We start from the raw sequence: 24,274 nt of genomic DNA, 5'->3' as shown, positions 1-24,274 counted from the left end.
TTGCCCCCCGATGACTTCTCCGCCCGCCTCGCCCGCGCGGCCCGCCAGGAGCAGTTCCTGAGCGTCGCCTCGCGGGAGGAGGCGCTGGCGCGGTTCCGGGCGGCGGTGCCGCACCTGCCGCTCGGCCCCGAGACCGTGCCGCTCGGCGCCGCCCTCGGCCGCGCCCTGGCGGAGGACGTCGCCTCGCCCATCGACGTGCCGGCCTTCGACCGCGCCCTCGTGGACGGGTTCGCCGTCCGCGCCGCCGACACCGAGGGGGCGAGCGAGGGCGCGCCGCGGCGCCTGCGCCTCAACCGCGAGATCCTGGCCTGCGGCGTCGCCCCGACCCTCGCGGTGGCGGCCGGGACGGCGACGCCGATCGCCACCGGCGGCGTTCTCCCGCGCGGCGCCGACGCCGTGCTGATGGTCGAGGCCACCGACTACGTCGAGGAGGGCGCGCCGGCGATCGAGGTCGTGCGCGCCGCGGCGCCGGGCCAGTTCGTCGGCTACGCCGGCGCCGACATGGCCCGGGGCGAGACCGTGCTGCGCCGGGGCACGCCGGTGACCGCCCGCGAGATCGGCATGCTGGCGGCCTGCGGCCTCGCCGCGGTCGCGGTGGTGCGCCGGCCCCGCGTCGCCGTGATCTCGACCGGGGACGAACTCGTCGCCCCGGGCGAGGCGCTGCGGCCCGCCGCCATCTACGATTCCAACGGCGCCATCGTGGCCGCCGCGGTGGCCGAGAACGGCGGCGAGGCCGTGCCGGGCGGCATCGTGCCCGACGACGAGGCCCTGCTGGAGCAGGCCCTGCGCCGGAGCCTCGCGGAATCCGACCTCGTGGTCCTGTCGGGTGGCACCTCCAAGGGGGCGGGGGACGTCTCCCACCGCATCCTGTCGCGCCTCGGTGCGCCGGGGATCCTGGTCCACGGCGTCGCCCTCAAGCCCGGCAAGCCCCTCTGCCTCGCGGCTGTCGGGACGAAGGCCGTGGTGGTGCTGCCGGGCTTCCCGACCTCGGCGATGTTCACCTTCCACGACGCGGTGGTGCCGCTGATCCGGGCCCTGGCCGGCCTGCCGCCCCGGGAGGAGAGCCGGGTCGAGGCCCTGCTGCCCCAGCGCCTCGCCTCGGAACTCGGCCGCACCGAGTTCGTGATGGCCTCCCTCGCCCGGGGCGCGCAGGGGCTCGTAGCCCTGCCCCTCGGCAAGGGCTCGGGCACGGTCACGGCCTTCTCGCAGGCGGACGGGTTCTTCGCGGTGCCGGCGGCCCGCTCCGGCCTGGAGGCCGGCGAGACGGTGGCGGTGACGCGCCTGGGCGCCGGTCTGCGGCCGCCCGACCTCACCCTGGTCGGCAGCCACTGCCTCGGCCTCGACCGCCTCGTCGGGCGCCTCGCCGAGCGCGGCGTGCGGGCGCGGACGATCTTCGTCGGCTCGTCGGGGGGGCTGGCGGCGCTCAGGCGCCGGGAATGCGACCTCGCGAGCCTCCACCTGCTCGACCCGGAGACGGGGCGCTACAACGCGCCCTTCCTGGAGCCGGGCCTGGTGCTGGCGCCGGGCTGGCGGCGCCTGCAGGGCGTGGTCTTCCGCGCCGGGGATCCGCGCGCCGGGGATCCGCGCGCCGGGGATCCGCGCGCCGGAGAGCCGCGCCCAGGAGAGCCGCGCCCAGGAGAGCCGCGCCCCGAGGGCGGCCGCGCGGCCGAGGCGGTGCGGCGCTTCCTCGCCGACCCGGAGGCCGTGATGGTCAACCGCAACACCGGCGCGGGCACCCGGGTGCTGATCGAGGGGCTGCTCGGCGGCGCCCGCCCGCCCGGCTACTGGAACCAGCCCCGCTCGCACAACGCGGTCGCGGCCGCGGTGGCGCAGGGGCGGGCCGATTGGGGCGTCGCCATCGCCACGGTGGCGCGGGCCTACGGCCTCGGCTTCCTGCCGCTCACCGAGGAGCATTACGACTTCGCCTACCGGGCCGACCGGCGCGACGACCCGGCCGTCGCGGCCTTCCTGGCCCTGCTCACCGCCCCCGAAACGCGGGCCGACCTGCACGACCTCGGCTTCGCGCCCGCGGAGGCGCGCTGACATGCGGGTGATCGGGCTCGCCGGCTGGAGCGGCGCCGGGAAGACGACCCTGCTGCGGCGCCTGATCCCGGCGCTGACCGGGCGGGGCCTGCGCGTGGCGACGCTCAAGCACGCGCACCACGCCTTCGACGTCGATCGGCCGGGCAAGGATTCCTACCTGCACCGCGAGGCGGGGGCGGGCGAGGTGATCGTCTCCTCGGCGCGGCGCTGGGTGCAGATCCACGAGGTCGGGCCGGGGAGGGAGGCGAGCCTCGCCGAACTCCTCGGGCGGCTCAGCCCCTGCGACCTCGCCCTCGTGGAGGGGTTCAAGCGCGAGGCGCATCCCAAGCTCGAAGTCTTCCGGGCCGCCAACGGCCGGCCGCCGCTGCACCCGGAGGATCCGCGCATCGTCGCGGTGGCGAGCGACGTCCCGTTCCCGGGGGCGGGCGTGCCGGTGCTGCCCCTCGACGCGGTCGAGGCGATCGCCGACGCGGTGCTGGCGCGGGCCGAGCCGCTCCCGACGGTTCTCGAGAGGCTCGCGGGCCATGGCGCAACTGAGTGACGATTGCTTCGCCTTCGGCGGCCCGCTGCTCACGGTGGACGAGGCGGCGGCCCTGATCGCCGCCCGGCTGCCGGTGGTGGCCGGGATCGAGAGCGTCCCGCTCCTCGACGCGGACGGGCGCGTCGCGGCGCAGGACCTGCGCGCCCTCTGCGACCTGCCGCCCTTCGCCAACGCGGCGGTGGACGGCTACGCGGTCCGCTTCGCCGACCTCGCGGCGGAGGGCGAGACGCTGCTGCCGGTGCGCGGGCGGGTGGCGGCCGGGGGCGCCGCCGGGAGCGCGACGGCGGGGGAGGCGGTGCGGATCTTCACCGGCGCCCCGATGCCGGAGGGCGCCGACACGGTCTTCATGCAGGAGGATGTCCGCGTCGAGGGCGACCGGGTCCGGCTCCCGCCCGGGCTGAGGCGCGGCGCCAATGCCCGGCCCGCGGGCGAGGATGCCGGGAGGGGCGCGCTGGTGGTCCCGGCCGGGCGGCGCCTCGCCCCGCCGGACCTCGCCCTCGCGGCCGCGACCGGGCACGCGGCGATCCCGGTGCGGCGCCGCCTGCGCGTCGCCCTGTTCTCGACCGGTGACGAGCTCGCCGAGCCGGGCGCCGCCCTCCGCCCCGGGGCGATCCACGATTCGAACCGCGTCCTGCTCGGGGCCCTGCTGCGGCGCCTCGGCGTCGCGGTCTCGGATCTCGGCATCCTGCGCGACGAGCCCGCCTCCCTGCGCGCGCGCCTCGCCGCGGCGGCCGGCGACCACGACCTCATCCTGACCTCGGGCGGCGTCTCGACCGGCGAGGAGGACCACGTCAAGGCGGCGGTGGAGGCGGTGGGCCGGCTGGTGTTCTGGCGCCTCGCCATCAAGCCCGGCCGGCCGGTGGCGATGGGGCTGATCGGCGACACCCCCTTCGTGGGCCTGCCGGGCAACCCGGTCGCGGTCTACGTGACGCTGCTCTTCGTGGTCCGCCCGCTGCTGCTGCGCCTCGCGGGGGCGTCCTGCCCGCCGCCGCCCTCGCAGCCGGCCCGGGCCGCCTTCCCCTATCGCAAGAAGACCGGACGCCGGGAATTCGTCCGCGTCTCGCTGCGGCGGGCGCAGGACGGCACGGTCGAGGCCGTGAAGTTCCCCCGGGACGGGGCCGGGGTGCTGACCTCGCTCACCGGCAGCGACGGGCTCGCGGCCCTGCCCGAGGACGCGACCGGGCTGGAGGTGGGGGAGCGGGTCGAGGTGTTCCTGCACCCGCTCCTGTGGTGAGCCGTGGCACCGGGCCTTGAGCACCGGGCCTTGAGCGCCGGGCCGTCGCGGTCACGCTCCGTCGCCCGCATCAGCGCCAGCAACCAGGCTCGACGCGGATGCGGCCTTCGGGTGGCGAGGGGGCGGCGGACCGCCCCCGCCTGCACCTACTTGCCGCCGCCGAGGCTGTGCACGTAGACCGCGAGCGACTTGATCGTCGCGGTGTCGAGCCGGCCCTCCCAGGTCGGCATCACGCCCTTGCGGCCGTTGGTGATCGTGGCGATGACCTGCTCGGGCGCCGAGCCGTAGAGCCAGACCGCGTCGGTCAAGTCGGGAGCGCCGAGTTCGGGGTTCCCCTTCGCCTGGTCGCCGTGGCAGGCGGCGCAGTTCTGCGCGAAGACCTCCGCCCCCTTCTGCAGGCTGAGGGCCGGGTTGAAGGCCTTGCCGGAGAGGGACAGGACGTAGTTGGCGACGGTCTCGACCTCGTCGCGCTTGAGCACGCCGTCGCGCCCGAAGGCCGGCATGTCACCCTGGCGGGCGTCGGCGTGGCCCGAGCGGATGCCGACCCGGATCGTCTGCGCGATCGCGTCGAGGCTGCCGCCCCAGAGCCAGTCGTCGTCCTGCAGGTTCGGGTAGCCGACCCGGCCCGTCGCCGCCGTGCCGTGGCAGCCGGCGCAATTGTCGCCGAAGGCCGCCTTGCCGGTGGCGAGCGCCAGGGAGAGCAGGGCCGGATCGGCCTTGATCTCGCCGAGCGCGGCCGAGGCGAGCCGGTCCTGGCCGAGGGCGGTGCGGGCCGCCTTGGCGCGGTCCACCTCGGCCAGCACCTCGGCGCGGCTCGAGTAGCCGAGGATCCCGCCCGTGTGGCTGGCGATCAGCGGCCAGGCCGGGTAGGCGATCCAGTAGCCGAAGGCCCACACGATCGTGGCGTAGAGGGTCAGCAGCCACCAGCGCGGCAGCGGGTTGTTGTACTCGCGGATCCCGTCCCATTCGTGGCCCGTGGTGTCGGGCTCGGCCGGCAGGCCGGCGGGCGGGTGGGCGGTGTCGGCCACGGGAGTCACTCCTCGTCCAGGGGAAGGCGGGCGGCGGCGTCGAAGCGCGCCCGGTTGCGCGGCCACAGCGCGTAGAGGGTCACTCCCGCGAACAGGCCGACGAAGTACAGCAGGCCGCTCGTCTGAGCGAAGCGCGAGGCGATATCGTAGGTCACGGCGTCACCTCAGGTTCTTCTTGTCGTCGTAGAGCTTGAAATCGACCATCGTGCCGAGCACCTGCAGGTAGGCGACGAGGGCGTCGAGTTCGGTGACGTGGCGGCGGTCGCCGGGCACGTGCAGGGCCGCGCCCGGGTAGCGCGCCTGCAGGCCGGCCGCGTCCGCGCCCTCCGGGTCGAGCTGGGCGCGCAGGTCGCCCTGGGCCCGGGTGATCATCTCGGACGTGTAGGGCACGCCGATATGGGCGTTCGCCGTCAGGTCGTCGGCGACCGCCGCCGTGTCCAGGGGCCGTTCCAGGAAGGCGTAGGCGGGCATGATCGAGCCCGGCACCACCGCCCGCGGGTCGCGCAGGTGCTCCCGGTGCCAATCGTCCGAGTACTTGCCCCCGACCCGGGCGAGGTCGGGCCCGGTGCGCTTCGAGCCCCACTGGAACGGGTGGTCGTACATGCTCTCGGCGGCGAGCGAGAAGTGCCCGTAGCGCTCGACCTCGTCGCGCATCGGCCGGATCATCTGGCTGTGGCAGAGGTAGCAGCCCTCGCGCACGTAGATGTTGCGGCCGGCAAGTTCGAGCGGCGTGTAGGGCCGCACGCCCTCCACCACCTCGATCGTGCTCTTCAGGTAGAAGAGCGGGACGATTTCGATCAGGCCGCCGATCGCGACCACGATCAGGATGCCGATGATGAGCAGGATGGAGTTCTTCTCGAAGAATTCGTGCCTCTTCCAGAGGCCGGCTTCCGCGGTGGCCATCGCCATGGTCTTTCTGTGACGGGGAGGGGAGGCCCGCCGCGGGGGCGGGCCCGTGAGCTCACTCGGCCGGGACGAGGGTGGCGCCGGGCGCGGGGCGGGTGGCCTGCGCCTCGCGGCCCAGGATCGTCATGGCGAGGTTGTAGGCCATGATCAGCGAGCCGATCAGGAACAGCACGCCGCCGAGCGCCCGCACCAGGTAGTAGGGCTGCATCGCCTCGACCGTCTCGACGAAGGAGTATTCGAGGAAGCCGAAGCTGTTGTAGGCGCGCCACATCAGGCCCTGCATGATCCCGGCGACCCACATCGAGCTGATGTACAGGACGATGCCGAGGGTCGAGACCCAGAAGTGCCACTCGACGAGGCGCAGGGAGTAGACCTCGCGGCGGTTCCAGAGCCAGGGCACGAGGCAGTAGAGGGCGCCGAAGGAGACGTAGGCGACCCAGCCGAGCGCGCCGGAATGGACGTGACCGATGGTCCAGTCGGTGTAGTGGCTGAGCGCGTTGACGGCCTTCACCGACATCATCGGGCCCTCGAAGGTCGCCATGCCGTAGAAGGCGAGGGAGACCACCATCAGGCGCAGGATCGGGTCGGTGCGCAGCTTGTCCCAGGCCCCCGAGAGGGTCATCAGGCCGTTGATCATCCCGCCCCAGGACGGCATCCACAGCATGATCGAGAAGGTCATGCCCAGAGTCTGAGCCCAGTCGGGCAGGGCGGTGTAGTGCAGGTGGTGCGGCCCGGCCCAGATGTACATGAAGATCAGGGCCCAGAAGTGGATGATCGAGAGCCGATAGGAGTAGATCGGCCGCTCCGCCCGCTTCGGGACGAAATAGTACATGATGGCGAGGAAGCCGGCGGTGAGGAAGAAGCCGACCGCGTTGTGGCCGTACCACCACTGGATCAGCGCGTCCTGCACGCCCGAGAAGATCGGGTAGGACTTCGAGCCGAACACCGTCACCGGCAGCGCGAGGTTGTTCACGATGTGGAGCATCGCGATCGTGACGATGAAGGCGAGGTAGAACCAGTTCGCCACGAAGATGTGGGGCTCCTTGCGCTTCCAGATCGTGGCCAGGAAGACCAGGAGGTAGACGACCCAGACGATGGTGAGCCAGAGGTCGGCGTACCACTCGGGCTCGGCGTATTCCTTCGACTGGGTCACGCCCATCAGGTAGCCGGTGCCGGCGATGACGATGAACAGGTTGTAGCCGAGCACCACGAACCAGGGCGCGAGGTCGCCCGCCAGCCGGACCCGGCAGGTGCGCTGCACCACGTAGAGCGAGGTCGCGATCAGCACGTTGCCGCCGAAGGCGAAGATCACCGCCGAGGTGTGCAGCGGGCGCAGGCGCCCGAAGGTGGTGAATTCGAGCCCCAGGTTGAGCGAGGGCGCCCAGAGCTGGAAGGCGATGATGCAGCCGACCAGGAAGCCGGCGATGCCCCAGCCCATCGAGGCGATCGCCGCGAACTTGACCGGGCCGAGATTGTAGTTGGGCTTGCCGGCGATCTCCTGCGGCACCGGCTCCGGGTCGCGGGCCGCGTAGCGGCGCAGGATCGCCACGATGCCGGCCGCGGAGGCGGCCGCGAAGATCACCGCGTGGGCGCCGAAGGGCGCGTCGACGGCCTTGGCCGCCGCGATGAGGCTGAGGACGAAGCCGAGACCGAGGGCCGCGCACAGGCCGGCCTCGCCCTCTGTCATGTATTTGCTGGATCGGGCTGACGCCATGGCTCGCTCGCAGGAAGGCGGGGGATCCCGCGCTGACGAGCGCTTATCCGGCGGGCTCACCCCACCAACCTTGATGTGGATCAAGCCTCCGCCGGCGTGATGCGCGGCCGGCCGGCCTTTGCGCTGGATCAACGCGGAGGCGCGCCCGGGGAGGCAGGATCGCCCTGGTCCCAACCGGCCGTCCCATCGGCAGGGATCCATCGGCAGGGATCCATCGGCAGGGATCCATCGGGGAGAGGTGCGATGACTTACGCCAGCATCATGGTCTCGCTCGATCTCGGCGCCGCCGCCCAGGCCCGCGCGCAGCTCGCCGCGGACCTCGCGGGCCGGTTCGAGGCCCGCCTGATCGGCGTCGCCGCCCGGCAGGTGCCCGACCCGGTCACCGCCACCGACATCGCCGAGGCCGAGCGGATCTACGAGGCCGAGAAGGACCGCGTGCTCGACGAGATCGGGCTGGCGCGCGACGTCTTCGAGCGGGCGGCCGGCGGCTACGCGGAGGCGTCCTGGCGGGCCGCCCTCGCTCCGGCGCTGCCCTACCTCGCCCTGCAGGCGCGGGCCGCCGACCTCCTGGTCGTGGGCCGCCACGGTGCCGAGGACGGCGATCACGGCCCCCTCGGCGTGGCGCCCGGGCCGCTCCTGATGGAGGCGGGCCGCCCCGTCCTGGTCGTGCCGCCGGGCCCGACCCGGCTGCGGGCCGATCGGGCGGTCGTGGCCTGGAAGGACGCCCCGGAGGCCCGCCGGGCGGTGAGCGCCGCCCTGCCGCTGCTCGCCCGGGCGAGCGAGGTGCTGGTGCTGGGCGTCGAGCCGGAGGTCGAGGCCAAGGGGCTCGCCGACGTCGCGGATTTCCTGGTCCGGCACGGCGTGAAGGCGTCCTCCCGGCTGATCCCCGAATCGGGGATCCGCCCCGGCGAGGCGCTCCTCGCCAACGCCGCCGCCTTCCGGGCCGACCTCCTGGTGATGGGCGCCTACGGCCACAGCCGCCTGCGCGAGTGGCTGTTCGGCGGGGCCACCCGCACCATCCTGCAGACCACCACGACCTGCTGCCTGATGAGCCATTGAGCCGCAGGGCCGGCGGGCGGCCCGCCCGCCGGCCCTGCGACGAAGCGGCCGCTCGCGCGTTTCCCTCGCCCACCGGAGGGAGCCCGCCATGCCGAATGCCGAGAGAAGTCCCGCCGAGGAAGCGCGCCTCGTCGCCGAGGCCTACGCCGCCGAGACGCGTCCGCCGCTCACCGACAGCCTGCGGCAGGACCTCGCCGCCCGCCTTGCCCGGGCATGGCCCGAGGGCGTCGGCGCCGTGAACGCCGCCCTCGACGCGTTCGAGGAGAGCCTCGACGCCGTGGCGGGCCCGCGCCTCGCCGCCTTCGATGCCGGGAGCGGCCGCGTCACCATGGAGCAGCGCTCGGAAGCCGGCCGCCCCCTGCGCGCCTTCGGCGGCCAGTAGGGCCGCCGAAGGCGCGCAGGGGGCGGCTTGGACTTTCGTGGGGGGTGGCCGCTCCTGACGGACGCGCCCGCGATCCTTATGCTCCCGCGCTCCACGAGGGTCGGTTCGTCGCGTCGGGCGCGGCGATCGGCTCCCGGCGCGCCGGGAGCCCCGCCTCACGATCCGCGACACAGCCCGGCGAAGATCACAGCGCGAGCGCCCCCGTGCGGTACCTTGTATTTTGTATGCCAGCTGGTACGGTGACCCCATGAGCCAGCACGATGTGTCGCGCGTCAAGCGCTTCGAACACCCCGGACGCGGTCGCGAGCGGGCGAGGCCGGTGCCGAAGGGGCGCCAGGTCGATCCCCGGGCGAAGGCCGAGATCGCCGCGCTCCTCGGCGAGGCGCCGCGCCGCCGCGACCTCCTCATCGAGCACCTGCACCTCGTCCAGGACACCTACGGGCAGATCAGCGCCCCCCACCTCGCGGCGCTCGCCGACGAGATGGGGCTCGCCTTCGCGGAGGTGTTCGAGACCGCGACCTTCTACGCCCATTTCGACGTGGTGAAGGAGGGCGAGGCGGCGATCCCGGCGCTGACCGTGCGGGTCTGCGACAGCCTCACCTGCGCGATGCACGGCGCCGAGGAGCTCCTCGCCGCGCTCCAGGCGGAGATCGGCGCGCAGGTGCGCGTGGTGCGCGCGCCCTGCGTCGGCCTGTGCGACCACGCCCCGGCCGCCGAGGTCGGGCACAATTTCCTGCACCGGGCCACGGTCGAGACTGTGCGGGCGGCGGTCGCGGCCGGCGACACGCACGCGCATCTTCCCGACACGATCGATTTCGACGCCTACCGGGACGCGGGCGGCTACCGGACCCTGGAGCGCCTGCGCGCCGGCGATCTCTCGGTCGAGGACGTGCTCAAGGTCCTCGACGACGGCTCGCTGCGGGGCCTCGGCGGGGCGGGCTTCCCGACCGGTCGCAAGTGGCGCTCGGTGCGCGGCGAGCCCGGCCCGCGCCTGATGGCGGTGAACGGCGACGAGGGCGAGCCCGGCACCTTCAAGGACCAGCTCTACCTCAACACCGACCCGCACCGCTTCCTCGAAGGCACCCTGATCGGCGCCCACGTGGTCGAGGCCGAGGACGTCTACCTCTACATCCGCGACGAGTACCCGATCGCCCGCCAGATCCTGGCGCGGGAGATCGCCAAGCTGCCGCCGGGCGGGCCGCGCCTGCACCTGCGGCGCGGGGCCGGAGCCTATATCTGCGGCGAGGAATCCTCGCTGATCGAGTCGATCGAGGGCAAGCGCGGCCTGCCGCGCCACAAGCCCCCGTACCCGTTCCAGGTCGGCCTGTTCGGGCGCCCGACGCTGATCAACAACGTCGAGACGCTGTACTGGATTCGCGACCTGATCGAGCGCGGCCCGGATTGGTGGAAGAGCCACGGCCGCAACGGCCGCACGGGCCTGCGCTCCTACTCGGTGTCGGGCCGGGTGAGGGAGCCGGGCGTGAAGCTCGCGCCGGCCGGGGTCACCATCCGCGAGTTGATCGAGGAATTCTGCGGCGGCATGGCCGAGGGCCACCGCTTCGCGGCCTACCTGCCGGGCGGCGCCTCGGGCGGCATCCTGCCGGCCGCGATGGACGACATCCCGCTCGATTTCGGGACCCTCGAGAAGTACGGCTGCTTCATCGGCTCGGCCGCCGTGGTGGTGCTCTCCGACAAGGACGACATCCGCGGTGCGGCCCTCAACCTGATGCGGTTCTTCGAGGACGAGTCCTGCGGCCAATGCACGCCCTGCCGGGTCGGCACCCAGAAGGCCCGCATGCTGATGGAGAGCGGGGTCTGGGACACCGACCTCCTCGGCGAGTTGTCGCAATGCATGCGCGACGCCTCGATCTGCGGCCTCGGCCAAGCGGCCTCGAATCCGCTCACCAGCGTCATCAAGTATTTCCCGGACCTCTTCCCGACCCCGCGGCCCATGGCGGCCGAGTAGGGCGGGACGGGCCGGAAGCGGAAGCGACACCATGAGCAGCGGCACCCAGAACAGCAACCCGGCCGGCGGCGACCCGCTCGCGACCCGGCCCTCCGCGCCCCAGGATGCCGGCGGCACCGGCGGCACGCCCCAGGGCGGCGGCTCCTACTCGCAGGGCACGAAGGCCGGCGGGCAGGCCGGGCCCGCCCCGAGCGGGACCCTGTCGCTGCGCGACCTGCCGGCGGGCATCCCCGGCGTCGTGTTCGAGCTCGACGGCGAGCAGGTCGAGGCGCGCCCGGGCGAGACCCTGTGGGCGGTCGCCCAGCGGCTCGGCACCCACATCCCGCACCTCTGCCACAAGCCCGCCCCGGGCTACCGGCCGGACGGCAATTGCCGCGCCTGCATGGTCGAGATCGAGGGGGAGCGCGTGCTCGCGGCCTCGTGCAAGCGCACGCCGGCCGTCGGCATGAAGGTCAAGACCCAGACCGACCGGGCCGTGAAGGCCCGCGCCATGGTGATGGAGCTCCTCGTCGCCGATCAGCCGGAGCGCGCGACCTCGCACGATCCGGACTCGCACTTCTGGTCGCAGGCCGACCACGTCGGCGTGAGCGAGAGCCGCTTCCCGGCCGAGGAGCGCTGGGCGACCGACGCGAGCCACCCGGCGATGCGGGTGAACCTCGACGCCTGCATCCAGTGCAACCTCTGCGTCCGGGCCTGCCGCGAAGTCCAGGTCAACGACGTGATCGGCATGGCCTACCGCAACGCGGACGCCAAGGTCGTGTTCGACTTCGACGACCCGATGGGCTCCTCGACCTGCGTCGCCTGCGGCGAGTGCGTCCAGGCCTGCCCGACCGGCGCCCTGATGCCGGCCGCCTACCTGAACGATGCGCAGCAGCGCGAGGTCTATCCCGACCGCTCGGTCGACTCGCTCTGCCCCTATTGCGGCGTCGGCTGCCAGGTCTCCTACAAGGTCAAGGACGACCGCATCGTCTACGCGGAGGGCAAGGACGGCCCGGCCAACCACAACCGGCTCTGCGTGAAGGGCCGCTTCGGCTTCGACTACGTCCACCACCCCCACCGGCTGACCAAGCCCCTGATTCGCCTCGACAACGTCGCCAAGGACGCCAACGACCAGGTCGATCCGGCCAATCCCTGGACCCATTTCCGCGAGGCGAGCTGGGAGGAGGCCCTCGCGCGCGCGGCCGGCGGCCTGAGGCGCGTGCGCGACAGCCACGGACGCCACGCGCTGGCGGGCTTCGGCTCGGCCAAGGGCTCGAACGAGGAAGCCTACCTGTTCCAGAAGCTGGTGCGGCTCGGCTTCGGCACCAACAACGTCGACCATTGCACCCGGCTCTGCCACGCCTCCTCGGTGGCCGCGCTGATGGAGGGGCTGAATTCGGGCGCCGTCTCGGCCCCGTTCTCGGCGGCGCTCGACGCCGAGGTGATCGTCGTCATCGGCGCGAACCCGACCGTGAACCACCCGGTCGCCGCCACCTTCATCAAGAACGCCGTCAAGGAGCGCGGCGCCAAGCTGATCATCATGGACCCGCGCCGGCAGGTCCTGTCGCGCCACGCCTATCGCCACCTCGCCTTCAAGCCGGGCACCGACGTGGCCATGCTGAACGCGATGCTGAACGTGATCGTCGAGGAGGGGCTCACCGATCAGCAGTACATCGCCGGCTACACCGAGAACTTCGACGCGCTGAAGGACCGCATCCGCGAGTTCACGCCCGAGAAGATGGCGAAGGTGTGCGGCATCCCGGCCGAGACCCTGCGCGAGGTGGCCCGGCTCTACGCCCGCTCGAAGGCCTCGATCATCTTCTGGGGCATGGGCGTGAGCCAGCACGTGCACGGCACGGACAATTCCCGCTGCCTGATCGCGCTCGCCCTCACCACCGGCCAGATCGGCCGGCCCGGCACCGGCCTGCACCCCCTGCGCGGCCAGAACAACGTCCAGGGCGCCTCCGATGCCGGCCTGATCCCGATGGTCTATCCGGACTACCAATCCGTCGAGAAGGCGGCGGTGCGGGAATTGTTCGAGGACTTCTGGGGCCAGTCCCTCGATCCCAAGCAGGGTCTCACCGTGGTGGAGATCATGCGGGCGATCCACGCCGGCAGCATCCGCGGCATGTACGTCGAGGGTGAGAACCCGGCGATGTCGGATCCCGACCTCAACCACGCCCGGCAGGCGCTGGCGATGCTCGACCACCTCGTCGTGCAGGACCTCTTCCTGACCGAGACCGCCTTCCACGCCGATGTGGTGCTGCCGGCCTCGGCCTTCGCCGAGAAGGCCGGCACCTTCACCAATACCGATCGCCGCGTGCAGATGGCCCGCCCGGTCGTGCCGCCCCCGGGCGACGCGCGCCAGGATTGGTGGATCATCCAGGAGATGGCCCGGCGCCTCGGCCTGGCCTGGGATTATGGCGGCCCGGCCGACATCTTCACCGAGATGGCCCGGGTGATGCCCTCGCTCAAGAACATCACCTGGGAGCGGGTGGAGCGCGAGGGCGCCGTCACCTACCCGGTCGACGCGCCGGACGAGCCCGGCCACGAGATCATCTTCTACGCCGGGTTCCCGACCGAGAGCGGGCGCGCCAAGATCGTTCCGGCCGCGGTGACGCCGCCCGACGAGGTGCCGGACACCGAGTTCCCGATGGTCCTCTCGACCGGCCGCGTGCTGGAGCACTGGCACACGGGCTCGATGACCCGCCGCGCCGGGGTGCTCGACGCGATCGAGCCCGAGGCGGTGGCCTTCATGGCGCCGCGCGAACTCGGCCGGCTCGGCCTCGTGCCGGGCGACCGGATGCGCCTCGAGACCCGCCGCGGCGCCGTCGAGGTGAAGGTGCGCTCCGACCGCGACGTGCCGGAGGGGATGGTGTTCATGCCCTTCTGCTACGCCGAGGCCGCCGCGAACCTGCTCACCAACCCGGCGCTCGACCCGATGGGCAAGATCCCGGAGTTCAAGTTCTGCGCCGCCCGGGTGGTGCCCGTCGTTCCGGCCTCGATCGCGGCCGAGTAGGGGCGGGCTCCCGGCCCGGCGCCGCCGCTTCACGCGCGAGGCAGATCCCGGCGCGGGGCCGTTCGGCACCCGCGCCGCTTCGCGTCCGCGGGCGGGGAATCCGGCCGGCCCGCCGCCCGTCGATCCATTTCCGGCATCAATCCATGCCGACTCTGAGTTGGCCCGAGATGAATGCGCTCGCTATGACTCTCTCAACCACGGGCTGGGCCGAGGCCTGAGCCGAGGCGAGCCGCCGGATCCGCGCCAGCGCCTGCTGGCCCGTCGCCGCGGCCGGCGCGCCGCGAGAGGGAGGATCCGATGCCGGCGGACGCCAAGACGAGTCCGGGAGTCAAGACGAGTCCGGGAACCAAGACGAGTCCGGGACTCGCGGGGGACCTGCCCCGCACGATCCGGCTCCACCCGGACGACAACGTCGCGATCGTGGTGAACGCCTTCGGGCTGCCGGCCGGCACCGCACTTCCGGACGGGCTCACCCTGCGCGAATTCGTGCCGCAGGGCCACAAGGTGGCCCTCGCCGACATCCCCGAGGGCGCCCCGGTGCGCCGCTACGGCGAGGTGATCGGCACCGCCCTGCGGGACATCTCCCGCGGCGCCTGGGTCGAGGAGAGCCGGGTGCGGACGCCGCCCGCGCCGGCCCTCGACGCCCTCGCGCTCGCCACCCGGGTCCCGGCGCCCCTCCCGCCCCTCGACGGCTACACGTTCGAGGGCTACCGCAACCCGGACGGCTCGGTCGGCACGCGCAACATCCTGGCCATCTCGACCAGCGTGCAATGCGTCGCCGGCACCCTCGACGTCGCCGTCCGGCGCATCCGCGAGGAGTTGCTGCCGCGCTACCCGAACGTCGACGACGTGGTCGGGCTGACCCACGCCTATGGCTGCGGCGTCGCCATCAACGCGCCCGAGGCCGTGATCCCGATCCGCACCCTGCAGAGCCTCGCCCAGAACCCGAATTTCGGTGGCGAGGTGATGGTGGTGGGCCTCGGCTGCGAGAAGCTCGTCTCCGAGCGGCTGCTGCCGGACGGGCAGGGCGAGGGCGTGGTGCGGCTCCAGGACGAGCGCCACCAGGGCTTCGGCATGATGCTGGAGAGCATCATGGCGATGGCGCGGGCGCGGCTGGAGGTGCTGAACCGCCGCCGCCGCGAGACCTGCCCGGCCTCGGACCTCGTCGTCGGGCTGCAATGCGGCGGCAGCGACGCCTTCTCGGGCGTCACCGCCAACCCGGCGCTCGGCTATTGCGCCGACCTGCTGGTGCGCTGCGGGGCGACCGTGATGTTCTCGGAAGTCACCGAGGTGCGCGACGCCATCCACCTCCTCACCCCGCGGGCCGAGACCGAGGAGGTGGCCCGCGCGCTGATCCGCGAGATGGCGTGGTACGACGCCTACCTCGCCCGCGGGCAGGCCGACCGCAGCGCCAATCCCTCGCCCGGCAACAAGAAGGGCGGGCTCAACACCATCGTCGAGAAGGCCCTCGGCTCGGTGGCGAAGTCGGGCACGAGCGCGATTCGCGGCGTGCTCGCGCCGGGCGAGCGGGTGCGCCGGAAGGGCCTGATCTTCGCCGCGACCCCGGCGAGCGACTTCGTCTGCGGCACGCTGCAGCTCGCCTCCGGCATGACCCTGCAGGTCTTCTCCACGGGGCGGGGCACCCCCTACGGGCTGGCCGAGGCGCCGGTGATCAAGGTGGCGACCCGCACGGAGCTCGCCGAGCGCTGGTCGGACCTGATCGACCTCGATGCCGGCCGGATCGCCACCGGCGAGGCGACGATCGAGGAGATGGGCTGGGAGCTCTTCCGCCTGATCCTCGACGTGGCGAGCGGGCGCACCAAGCCCTGGTCGGACCGCTGGGGCCTCTACAACGACCTCACCCTCTTCAACCCGGCGCCCGTCACCTGACGCCATCGGGACCTCCGGGGCGATCCGGCCCCGGCAACGACGCGATAACCGACAATCGGGAGGAAACCATGGATCTGGCCGACCGCGAACTCGAGGCGAGGACGATCCGCAAGGTGGCGTGGCGCCTCCTGCCGCTCATCGTCATCATCTACCTCATCGCCTACATCGACCGCACCAACGTCAGCTTCGCGGCGACCGGCGGCATGTCGCAGGCACTGGGGCTCTCGGCGAAGGATTTCGGCTTCGGGGCCGGCATCTTCTTCCTCGGCTACTTCGTCTTCGAGGTGCCGAGCAACCTGCTCCTGGAGAAGGCCGGGGCGCGGCGCTGGATCGCCCGCATCATGATCTCCTGGGGCCTCGTGGCGGGCGCGATGGCCTTCGTGACCGGGCCGACCAGCTTCGTGGTGATGCGCTTCCTCCTCGGCGTCGCCGAGGCCGGGTTCTTCCCGGGCGTGATCCTCTACTTCACCTACTGGTTCCCGAAGGCCTATCGCAGCCGCGTGCTGGCCTCGCTCTACCTGGCGGTTCCGGTCTCGAACGCCGTGACGGCGGCGCTCTCGGGCGTGCTCCTGCGCCTCGACGGGGCGCTCGGGCTGGCGGGCTGGCAGTGGCTCTTCCTGGTCGAGGCGGCCCCGGCCGTGCTCCTCGCCTTCGTGGTGCTGCGCTGGCTCACCGACTCGCCCGCCGTCGCCGACTGGCTCGCGCCCGACGAGAAGGCGTGGCTGTGCGGCGCGATCGAGCGGGAGCGGCAGGACCTGCTGCGCCAGGAGCAGGGCCACATGAGCCTGCGCCGCGCCTTCTCGGACCTGCGCGTGCTCTCGCTCGCCCTGATGTACTTCACCATCGTCACGGCGACCTACGGGATCACCTACTTCCTGCCGCAGATCGTGAAGGGCCTCGGCGGCTCCGACCTGGAGGTCGGCCTCGTCAGCGCCGCGCCCTACGTGGTCGGCACGATCGGGCTCCTCGTCTGGAGCTGGTCCTCGGACCGGATGCGCGAGCGCAAGTGGCACTACATCGTCGCCTGCCTGCTCGGGGCGGGGGGGCTGGCCGCGGCGGGCCTCTACGGCAACACCCTGATGGCGGTGGTGGCGATCGCGGTGGCGACGATCGGGCTCTACGGCTGCAAGCCGGCCTTCTGGACCATGCCGAGCGAGTTCCTGACCGGCACCGCCGCCGCGGGCGGCATCGCGATGATCAACTCGATCGGCAATCTCGGCGGCTTCGTCGGCCCCTTCGTGGTCGGCTGGATCAAGGACGCGACCGGCGGCTTCGGGGCGGCGCTCGGCTTCCTCACCGCCTGCGCGGTGCTCTCGGCCCTCCTCGCCCTGCTCACGGCGCCGGGCCGGGTGCGGACCGCCGCCAAGGTCGCGGCGCTCCCGACCTGACGTCGCGCGGGCGCCCCGCCCGGGGCGCCGCGCCCGCCAGGGCCCATCACCGGCACGGGCCATCACCGGCACGGGCCATCACCGGGAGGAACGAGGATGCCGCACGGGACCGACACGATCCGCCGGATCAGGCTGCACGCGGTGACCCTGCCGCTCGCCAGCCCGATCAGCGACGCCAAGGTGCTCACCGGGCGCCAGAGGCCGATGACCGAGATCGCCATCCTGGTCTGCGAGATCGAGGCCGGGGACGGGTCGGGCGGCCTCGGCTTCAGCTACGTGAAGCGGGCCGGCGGCCCGGGGCAGTTCGCCCATGCCCGCGAGATCGCGCCCGCCCTGCTCGGGGAGGATCCGAGCGACATCGCCAAGGCCTGGGACCGCCTGGCCTGGGCGGGAGCCTCGGCCGGCCGCGGCGGCCTCGCGGTCCAGGCGATCGGCGCCTTCGACGTCGCCCTCTGGGACCTGAAGGCGAGGCGGGCCGGCCTCTCGCTCGCCAAGCTCCTCGGGGCGCACCGCGATTCGGTGCGCTGCTACAACACGTCGGGCGGCTTCCTGCACACGCCCCTCGACGAGCTGCTGGTCAATGCCGAGCGCTCCCGCGCCCGCGGGATCGGCGGCATCAAGCTCAAGGTTGGGCAGCCGGACGGGGCCCTCGACGTGAAGCGGGTCGCCGCCGTGCGGGAGCGCCTCGGCGACGAGGTCCCGCTGATGGTCGATGCCAACCAGCAATGGGATCGGCCGACCGCCCTGCGCATGGGCCGGATCTTCGAGGCCTTCAACCTCGTCTGGATCGAGGAGCCCCTCGACTGCCTGGACGCGGCCGGCCACGCGGCGCTCGCCGCCGCCCTCGACACGCCGATCGCCACCGGCGAGATGCTGACGAGCGTCGCCGAGCACTGGGACTTCATCCGCCAGAACGGCGCCGACTACCTGATGCCGGACGCGCCGCGGGTCGGCGGCATCACGCCCTTCCTCAAGGTGGCGGCGCTGGCGGAATTCGCCGGCCTCACCGTCGCGCCGCACTTCGCCATGGAGTTGCACATCCACCTCGCCGCCGCGCTCCAGCGCGAGCCCTGGGTGGAGCATTTCGAGTGGCTCGAACCGCTCTTCAACGAGCGGCTGGCCCTCGAGGGCGGCCGGATGATCGTGCCGACCCGGCCCGGGCTCGGCCTCACCCTGAGCGATCAGGCCCGCGCCTGGACCCGCGAGACCGCGGAATTCGTCGCGCCGGCCTGAGCCCGCGGCGCCCGCCGCGATGGGTCCGATCCGCCACCGCACCGGCCCCGCCCTCAGGGCGCCCGCCGGGCGAACCGCCGGCGCGATGTCGTGAAAAAGAATGCGCCGGCGTTAACCAGGCCTTCACACCAGCGCGCGAGCGGGGCGCGCCGTTAAGGTCCGGGTAGGGACGACGGGTGTCTGATCATGCCAGCATGAACACCTGGGGACTCTCGATGTTCGAGATCCGGTCCTTGGCGGCGCCGAGCGCGCCTGCCCCGATCGAGGCGGACCCTCCGCCGCGCCGCCCGACCGGCGGGCGCGAGCCCGAATCCGCGCCGCTCGACGACGCCGTCACCCTCGACCTGAGCCCGGAGGCGAAGCGCGCCCTCGCGGAAGCCCCGCCCGAGCCGTCGCCCGATGCCGGCCGCTCCGAGGTGCGCTACCGCCGCGACGTCGAGACCCAGCAGATGGTGTTCCAGGTGCTCGACCCGAATTCCGGCTCGGTGCTCGACCAGCTCCCCTCCGAATCGGCCCTGCGCGCCAAGACCTACGCGCGCGAGTCGGAGGCCGCGCAGGCCGCCCCGATCGGCACCACCGTCGCGCGCACGGCCTGACGGCGCCCGGCTTCAGGCCAGCGCCATCAGGAAGCGCTCGATCAGCTCCAGCGCCCGCTCGGTCATCGCCAGGGGGTAGCGGATGAAGACGTGGCAGCCGCCGGTATAGACCGCCGTGTAGCCCCCGTTATTGGCCGCGGCCCAGCGCATCGACATGAACAGCGTGTCGTCGAGGAGCGGGTCGCGGGTCCCGACCGAGAACAGGGCGGGGGGCAGGCCCTTGAGATCGGCGTAGAGCGGCGAGACCTCGGGCGAGCGCCGGGCGACCCCCTCGGGCACGAAGCCGTCCGCGAAGCGGCGCACGTCGCGGGAATTGAGGACGAGCCGCTCCTCGCCCCAGTTGCGGGCGCTCGCGGTGACGCCGAGGTCGAACAGGCCGGAGAACAGGTTCGCGCCCCGGAACGCCTTCGGGAGCCGGTGGCGGTCGCGCAGGCGCAGGAGCGTCATCACCGAGAGGTGGGCTCCGACCGATTCGCCGCCGATGGTCAGCGCCTCGACGCCGAACAGGCGCCGCCCCTCGCCGTGCAGCCACAGCGCCGCCGCCGCGCAATCGTCGAGCGGGGCCGGGTAGGGGTGCTCGGGCGCGAGCCGGTACTCGACCGAGATGCAGACGAAGCCGCAGCGGTCGGCGATGCGCTCCAGCCAGGGGTCCTGCTCGTCGGCCGCGCCCCAGATCCAGCCGCCGCCGTGAATGTGCAGGTAGGCGCCGCGCGGCTTGCGCACCGGGCGAATCACCCTGAGGGCGATCGGGCCGCCCGGGCCCGGGATGGTCAGCGTCTCGGCCCGCGGGCTCTGCGGCATCGCCGGGAAGGCGGCGCTGCCCTGTCGTCGCCGGGCCCGCACCTCGGCGACGGGCAGCGACCAGGGATCCGGGGCGCTCGCCTGCGCGGCCATGATCTCCCGGTTGAGCCGCTCCGCATCCGGGTCGGCCTTGGCGGGATCGAAGAGCGCGTGGTCGATCATGCTGCGAACCCGTGACCGCCCGCTGCGGCGGACGTCTCCCTCGTGAATCGATGGCGCGCCCTCCTGGTGTGGGGCTTGACGCTCGCCATCTTTACGACGCGCCGCGGAGCGACGTAACGCGTCCGTTGCAGATTTGCGGGGACGTGTGTGCGGCAGGCCGCAGCTTTCCGTTCGATCCCCTTCCGCGAGGCCCCGATGAGCGATCCGCGTTTCACCATTCCGCCCGGGCGGCCGCACGATCCGCGCGGCGGCCAGGATCCGCGCGGGGCCTATGACGGGTCCGGCGCGCATCGGGCCGGCTCGGACCTGCGGCGCTTCCTGGGCGGCTCGCCCGCCGCCGTCCTCGTCCGGCTCGTCTTCCTGTCGCTCCTGGTCGGCGCCGGCATGGCGATGATCGGGATCACCCCCCGGGCGCTCTACGTCCACGCCTACGACACGCTGCGCACGCTCATCGACCTCGGCCTGTCGACCTTCCACGACGCCGGGACCTGGCTGATCGCCGGCGCCGTCGTGGTCGTGCCGCTCTGGCTGCTGTCGCGGCTGCTCGCGGGCGGGCGCTAGGCGCATGGACGCGTCCGCAGCCCCGGCGGTGACGAACCGCCGCGTCCTCGCCCTCGCCCTGCCGATGACCCTCGCCAATGTCACGACGCCGCTCCTCGGCGTCGTCGGCGCGGCGGCGATCGGGCGGCTGGGCGATGCCGCGCTCCTCGGGGCGCTCGCCCTCGGGGCCGTCCTGTTCGACTACCTGTTCTGGACCTTCGGCTCGCTGCGCATGGCCACCGCCGGGCTCACCGCCCAGGCCGCCGGGGCGGGCGACGCGGCCGAGATCGACCGGGCCCTGGCGCGGGCGCTGGCGGTCGGGGGCGGCGTGGGCCTGCTGCTCGTCGCCCTGCAGCGGCCGCTCGGCGAGGCGGCCTTCGCGCTCGCCGGCGCGAGCCCGGCGGTCACCGCGGCCCTCGCGACCTATTTCGGCATCCGCATCGTCGCGGCGCCGTTCACGCTCATGAACTACGCCGTGCTGGGCTCGACCCTGGGACGCGGGCGCACCGATCTCGGCCTCGCCCTCCAGGTCGCCATGAACGTCGCGAACATCGCGCTCACGATCCTGCTCGTGCTCGGCCTCGGCCTCGGGGTCGCGGGGGCGGCCCTGGCGGCGGTCCTGGCCGAGGCCCTGGGCTTCCTCCTCGGCCTCTTGGTGCTGCGCCGCCTCGGCTCCCGGCCCTGGCGGATCCCCCGCGCGGAGGTGCTGGAGCGGACCTCCCTGCTGCGCATGCTCGCGGTCAACGGCGACGTGATGGTGCGCACCCTGGCCGTGATCGCGGCCTTCGGCTCCTTCTCGGCGCTCGGGGCGCGGGCGGGCGACCTCACCCTCGCGGCGAATGCCGTGCTGCAGAACCTGTTCCTCGTCGGCAGCTTCTTCCTCGACGGCTTCGCCACCGCGGCGGAGGTGCTGTGCGGGCAGGCGCTCGGCGCCCGCCGGGAGGGCGCCTTCCGGCGCGCCGTCCGCTACGCGCTCGGCTGGTGCCTCGGCTTCGGCCTCGCGGTCTCGCTGCTGTTCCTGGCGACGGGCGGCGCCTTCATCGACGCGATCAGCACCAATCCCGAGGTGCGCGCCCTCGCGCGCCTCTACCTGCCCTTCGCGGCCCTGACGCCCGTCGTGGCCGCGGCGGCCTTCGCCTTCGACGGGATCTATATCGGGGCGACCTGGACCCGGCCGATGCGCAACCTGATGGTCGCGGCGCTCGCCGCCTACCTGGCGGTGCTGGGGGGCGTGCAGGGCCTCGGCAATACCGGCCTGTGGCTCGCGCTCCTGGCCTTCCTGGCCGCCCGCGGCATCGGCCAGGGCCTGCTCTACCCGAGGCTCGCCCGGGCCGCCTTCGGGCCGGCCCCCGCCGGCGCGGCCCCCGCCGGCCCCGCGCAGGTGCCCGCGCAGGTGCCCGCGGCGTGAGCCGCGGCCCGGGCGGCCGCCTCCGGCCGGCCGCGGGCGGGCCGCGACGCGGCCCCGGTCAGGCGCTGCGCGCGAGTTCGGCCGCGTCGCGGCCGACCCACGCGGCGAGCGGCCGGCCCTGGTCGGCGAGGCGCGCGGCGAGCCCGCGCTTGATCGTCCCGACGAGCCCGGGGCCCGCATAGACCAGGGCCGAGTAGAGCTGCAGGAGGCTGGCGCCGGCCCGGATCTTGGTCCAGGCGGCCTCGGCCGAATCGATCCCGCCGACCCCGACCAGGGGCAGGCGGGTGCCGACCCGCAGGAAGGTCTCGGCGAGGAGCCGCGTCGAGGGCGAGAAGAGCGGCCGGCCGGAGAGCCCGCCGGCCTCGCGGGCGCGCGCCGCCTCCGCGAGGCCGGCGGGCCGCGCCACCGTGGTGTTCGAGACGACGAGCCCCTCCACCCCGCGCCGCAGGGCCGTGGCCGCGATGGCGTCGAGGGCGCCGAGGGTGATGTCGGGCGCGATCTTGAGCAGGATGGCGGCGCGGCGCCCGCCCCCTGCCGCGTCGCGGGCCTCCACGACCCGGGCCAGGAGCTCGTCCAGGAAGGCCTCGCCCTGCAGGTCGCGCAGGCCCGGCGTGTTGGGCGAGGAGACGTTCACGGTGATGAAGTCGACGAGGCCCGCGAGCGCCCGCGTGCAGGTCACGTAATCGGCCAGCCGGTCGGCCGCCTCCTTGTTGGCCCCGATATTCGCGCCGATCAGGCCGGGCCGGCCGGCCCGCGCGGCGAGTCGCGCCGCCACGGTGGCGAGCCCCTCGCTGTTGAGCCCGAACCGGTTGATGACGGCGCCGTCGCGGGGCAGGCGGAAGACCCGCGGGCGCGGGTTGCCGGGCTGGGGCAGCGGCACCACGCCGCCGACCTCCACGAAGCCGAAGCCGAGGCGCAGGAGCGCGTCCGGCACCTCGGCCCCCTTGTCGAATCCCGCCGCGAGCCCGACCGGGTTCGGGAAGCGCCTGCCGAAGGCCGCGACCGCCAGGGCCGGGTCGTCGGCGGGCGGTGGTCCGGGGGGCAGGAGCGCGAGCGCCCGCAGGGTCAGGCGATGGGCCGTCTCGGCGTCGAGGGCGTGGAGAACGGGCCGGGCGAGGGGGAACAGGCTGGCGAGCAAGGCGTGTCAGCCCTCCAGGTCCGCGGGGAAACGGTGGCGCCCGTCCGGTCCGAGCCGGAGCGGCACCGCGGAGCGGACCGCCGCGAGCGGCAGCGGCCCGTAGAGGTGCGGGAACAGGGCGCCGCCCCGGGAGGGCTCGTAGCGCAGGGCCTCGCCGAGATCCTCCGCCGCGACCGCGACGAGGACGAGGTCATCCTGGCCGGCGAAATGCCGGGCGGCGGTCTCGGCGACCTGGGCGGCGGTGGAGAAGTGGATGTACCCGTCCGCGAGGTCGACCGGGGCGCCGAGGAAGCGGCCGGCGGCCTGCGCGTCCCGCCACAGCGGGGCCGGGCAGATCTTGTAAATCATGCTCATGGCTGAGGATTCCGAGGCGCCTCTCGCGCGAAACCGGATTTATTACGGGGCGGCATCCACGCGGCGTTGCCTTTCGGATGACGCCGAGTAGTGTCGGGCGAAGCGGTCCGCAGATCTGATTGCGGGTGATAGATACTCTCCCCATGCTTTCGCACGACAGGATTTGGTCAGCAATCGACCATCTCGCGCAGCGCCACAGGCTGACCCCCTCGGGCTTGGCCAAGCGCGCGGGGCTCGATCCGACGAGCTTCAACCGCTCGAAGCGCGTCGCGCCCGACGGCCGCAGGCGCTGGCCCTCGACGGAATCCCTCGCCAAGATCCTGGCCGCGACGGGGGCCACCCTCGACGAGTTCGTGCAGCTCGTCTCGCCGCGGGCCGCCGCGGGGGCGGCCGTCGTGCCGCTGATCGGCAGCGCCGCCCTGGCGGTGGCCGGGCGGATCGGGCCGGACGGCCGCCCGACCGGGTCCGCCTGGGACGAGCTCGATTTTCCGGATCTCGGCACGCAGGATTGCTTCGCCATCGAGGTTCAGGGCAACGATCTGCGGCCTCTCTACCACGACGGCGACGTGCTTGTGGTCTGCGCCACGGCGCCGATGCGCCGCGGCGACCGGATCCTGGTGAGCCTGCGCACGGGGGCGCTGGTCGGCGCGGTGCTGCGTCGGCGCACCGCGCGGGTGGCGGACCTCGCGCCCGTGATGCCTGGCGAGGCCGCGCGCTCGATCGCGACGGCCGAGATCGCCTGGATGGCGCGGATCATGTGGGTCCGGCACTGACCGCGGCGGAGTCCCGCCCGGCATCCTGGCTCCGCATCGTCGCCGCCGCCGACCCGGCGGCCCTCCCGGTGAAGGGGGCGGTTGTCCGCCGACCGGTTCGGCAGCAGGTCGGGCCAGGAC

The 24,274-nt window shown here is 73.4% G+C and carries 21 protein-coding genes; 14 read left to right on the top strand and 7 right to left on the bottom strand.

The features are described 5' to 3' along the window. The 3 genes from QA634_RS16605 to QA634_RS16595 are packed head-to-tail and all read left to right on the top strand — an operon-like array spanning position 1 to position 3,818. Positions 1-2,043: a molybdopterin biosynthesis protein gene (locus QA634_RS16605; protein WP_012333081.1), complete on the top strand. Its 2,043-nt coding sequence runs from the start codon at positions 1-3 to the stop codon at positions 2,041-2,043. Position 2,044: 1 nt separating this feature from the next. Further along, the gene (mobB, locus tag QA634_RS16600; RefSeq protein ID WP_012333080.1) at positions 2,045-2,584 is read left to right on the top strand and encodes a molybdopterin-guanine dinucleotide biosynthesis protein B; all 540 of its coding nucleotides are present in this window, start codon (positions 2,045-2,047) and stop codon (positions 2,582-2,584) included. Continuing rightward, entirely contained in the window at positions 2,568-3,818 is a 1,251-nt protein-coding gene (locus QA634_RS16595) for a molybdopterin molybdotransferase MoeA (RefSeq protein ID WP_012333079.1), read from the top strand. Before mobB ends, QA634_RS16595 begins: the two co-directional genes overlap by 17 nt. 146 nt (positions 3,819-3,964) lie before the next feature. On the opposite strand, the gene ccoP is transcribed toward QA634_RS16595, so the two are convergent. From ccoP to ccoN, 4 genes are read right to left on the bottom strand one after another with little or no spacing between them, the layout of a single operon-like run. Beyond that, the gene (gene ccoP, locus QA634_RS16590; RefSeq protein ID WP_012333078.1) at positions 3,965-4,846 is read right to left on the bottom strand and encodes a cytochrome-c oxidase, cbb3-type subunit III; all 882 of its coding nucleotides are present in this window, start codon (positions 4,844-4,846) and stop codon (positions 3,965-3,967) included. Positions 4,847-4,851: 5 nt separating this feature from the next. Continuing rightward, positions 4,852-5,001 (bottom strand): cbb3-type cytochrome c oxidase subunit 3, encoded by a 150-nt coding sequence (locus QA634_RS16585; protein WP_012333077.1) that lies wholly within the window; start codon positions 4,999-5,001, stop codon positions 4,852-4,854. Between the two features lie 4 nt (positions 5,002-5,005). Next, a complete protein-coding gene (ccoO, locus tag QA634_RS16580; RefSeq protein WP_012333076.1) occupies positions 5,006-5,755 on the bottom strand; it encodes a cytochrome-c oxidase, cbb3-type subunit II in 750 nt (249 codons plus the stop codon). Between the two features lie 52 nt (positions 5,756-5,807). Continuing rightward, positions 5,808-7,466 (bottom strand): cytochrome-c oxidase, cbb3-type subunit I, encoded by a 1,659-nt coding sequence (ccoN, locus tag QA634_RS16575; RefSeq protein WP_012333075.1) that lies wholly within the window; start codon positions 7,464-7,466, stop codon positions 5,808-5,810. A 243-nt stretch (positions 7,467-7,709) separates the two neighbouring features. Between ccoN and QA634_RS16570 the strand changes: the two genes are divergently transcribed. The 8 genes from QA634_RS16570 to QA634_RS16535 all read left to right on the top strand — a co-directional run bounded on the left by QA634_RS16570 (position 7,710) and on the right by QA634_RS16535 (position 18,978). Then, on the top strand, positions 7,710-8,525 hold the full coding sequence (locus QA634_RS16570) for a universal stress protein (RefSeq protein ID WP_012333074.1): 816 nt from the start codon (positions 7,710-7,712) through the stop codon (positions 8,523-8,525). 88 nt (positions 8,526-8,613) lie between these two features. Then, entirely contained in the window at positions 8,614-8,907 is a 294-nt protein-coding gene (locus tag QA634_RS16565; protein WP_012333073.1) for a hypothetical protein, read from the top strand. A gap of 247 nt (positions 8,908-9,154) precedes the next feature. Continuing rightward, positions 9,155-10,873 (top strand): NAD(P)H-dependent oxidoreductase subunit E, encoded by a 1,719-nt coding sequence (locus QA634_RS16560; protein WP_012333072.1) that lies wholly within the window; start codon positions 9,155-9,157, stop codon positions 10,871-10,873. 31 nt (positions 10,874-10,904) lie between these two features. Beyond that, the gene (gene fdhF, locus QA634_RS16555; protein WP_012333071.1) at positions 10,905-13,871 is read left to right on the top strand and encodes a formate dehydrogenase subunit alpha; all 2,967 of its coding nucleotides are present in this window, start codon (positions 10,905-10,907) and stop codon (positions 13,869-13,871) included. A gap of 297 nt (positions 13,872-14,168) precedes the next feature. Further along, positions 14,169-15,761, top strand: coding sequence for a galactarate dehydratase (garD, locus tag QA634_RS16550; protein WP_012333070.1), 1,593 nt, complete (start codon positions 14,169-14,171; stop codon positions 15,759-15,761). Between the two features lie 68 nt (positions 15,762-15,829). Beyond that, a complete protein-coding gene (locus QA634_RS16545) occupies positions 15,830-17,149 on the top strand; it encodes an MFS transporter (RefSeq protein ID WP_012333069.1) in 1,320 nt (439 codons plus the stop codon). 96 nt (positions 17,150-17,245) lie between these two features. After that, positions 17,246-18,382: an L-talarate/galactarate dehydratase gene (locus tag QA634_RS16540; protein ID WP_012333068.1), complete on the top strand. Its 1,137-nt coding sequence runs from the start codon at positions 17,246-17,248 to the stop codon at positions 18,380-18,382. 194 nt (positions 18,383-18,576) lie between these two features. Then, positions 18,577-18,978 carry a flagellar protein FlaG gene (locus QA634_RS16535; protein ID WP_012333067.1) on the top strand — a complete coding sequence of 134 codons (402 nt, stop codon included), beginning with the start codon at positions 18,577-18,579 and terminating at the stop codon, positions 18,976-18,978. A gap of 12 nt (positions 18,979-18,990) precedes the next feature. Here the strand turns inward: QA634_RS16535 and QA634_RS16530 are convergent, their stop codons facing one another. Next, entirely contained in the window at positions 18,991-19,941 is a 951-nt protein-coding gene (locus tag QA634_RS16530; protein ID WP_012333066.1) for an alpha/beta hydrolase, read from the bottom strand. A 195-nt stretch (positions 19,942-20,136) separates the two neighbouring features. Here QA634_RS16530 and QA634_RS16525 point away from each other — a divergent pair, with 195 nt between their 5' ends. Together QA634_RS16525 and QA634_RS16520 are read left to right on the top strand one after the other, a co-directional pair. After that, complete coding sequence (locus QA634_RS16525; protein ID WP_012333065.1) at positions 20,137-20,502, top strand: DUF6460 domain-containing protein; 366 nt, start codon at positions 20,137-20,139, stop codon at positions 20,500-20,502. A gap of 4 nt (positions 20,503-20,506) precedes the next feature. Beyond that, the gene (locus QA634_RS16520; RefSeq protein ID WP_012333064.1) at positions 20,507-21,889 is read left to right on the top strand and encodes an MATE family efflux transporter; all 1,383 of its coding nucleotides are present in this window, start codon (positions 20,507-20,509) and stop codon (positions 21,887-21,889) included. 58 nt (positions 21,890-21,947) lie between these two features. Here QA634_RS16520 and QA634_RS16515 read toward each other — a convergent pair whose 3' ends face one another. Beyond that, entirely contained in the window at positions 21,948-23,027 is a 1,080-nt protein-coding gene (locus QA634_RS16515) for a quinone-dependent dihydroorotate dehydrogenase (RefSeq protein WP_012333063.1), read from the bottom strand. 6 nt (positions 23,028-23,033) lie between these two features. Beyond that, the gene (locus QA634_RS16510) at positions 23,034-23,381 is read right to left on the bottom strand and encodes a DUF952 domain-containing protein (protein WP_012333062.1); all 348 of its coding nucleotides are present in this window, start codon (positions 23,379-23,381) and stop codon (positions 23,034-23,036) included. 143 nt (positions 23,382-23,524) lie between these two features. On the opposite strand from QA634_RS16510, the gene QA634_RS16505 reads away from it, so the two are divergent. Then, positions 23,525-24,154, top strand: coding sequence for a S24 family peptidase (locus tag QA634_RS16505; protein WP_012333061.1), 630 nt, complete (start codon positions 23,525-23,527; stop codon positions 24,152-24,154). Positions 24,155-24,274 lie beyond the last annotated feature (120 nt).

Source organism: Methylobacterium sp. CB376 (assembly GCF_029714205.1).
Lineage (GTDB): Bacteria > Pseudomonadota > Alphaproteobacteria > Rhizobiales > Beijerinckiaceae > Methylobacterium.
The sequence above is the reverse complement of the archived record's forward strand: the minus strand, read 5'-3'. Positions and strand labels throughout refer to the sequence as shown.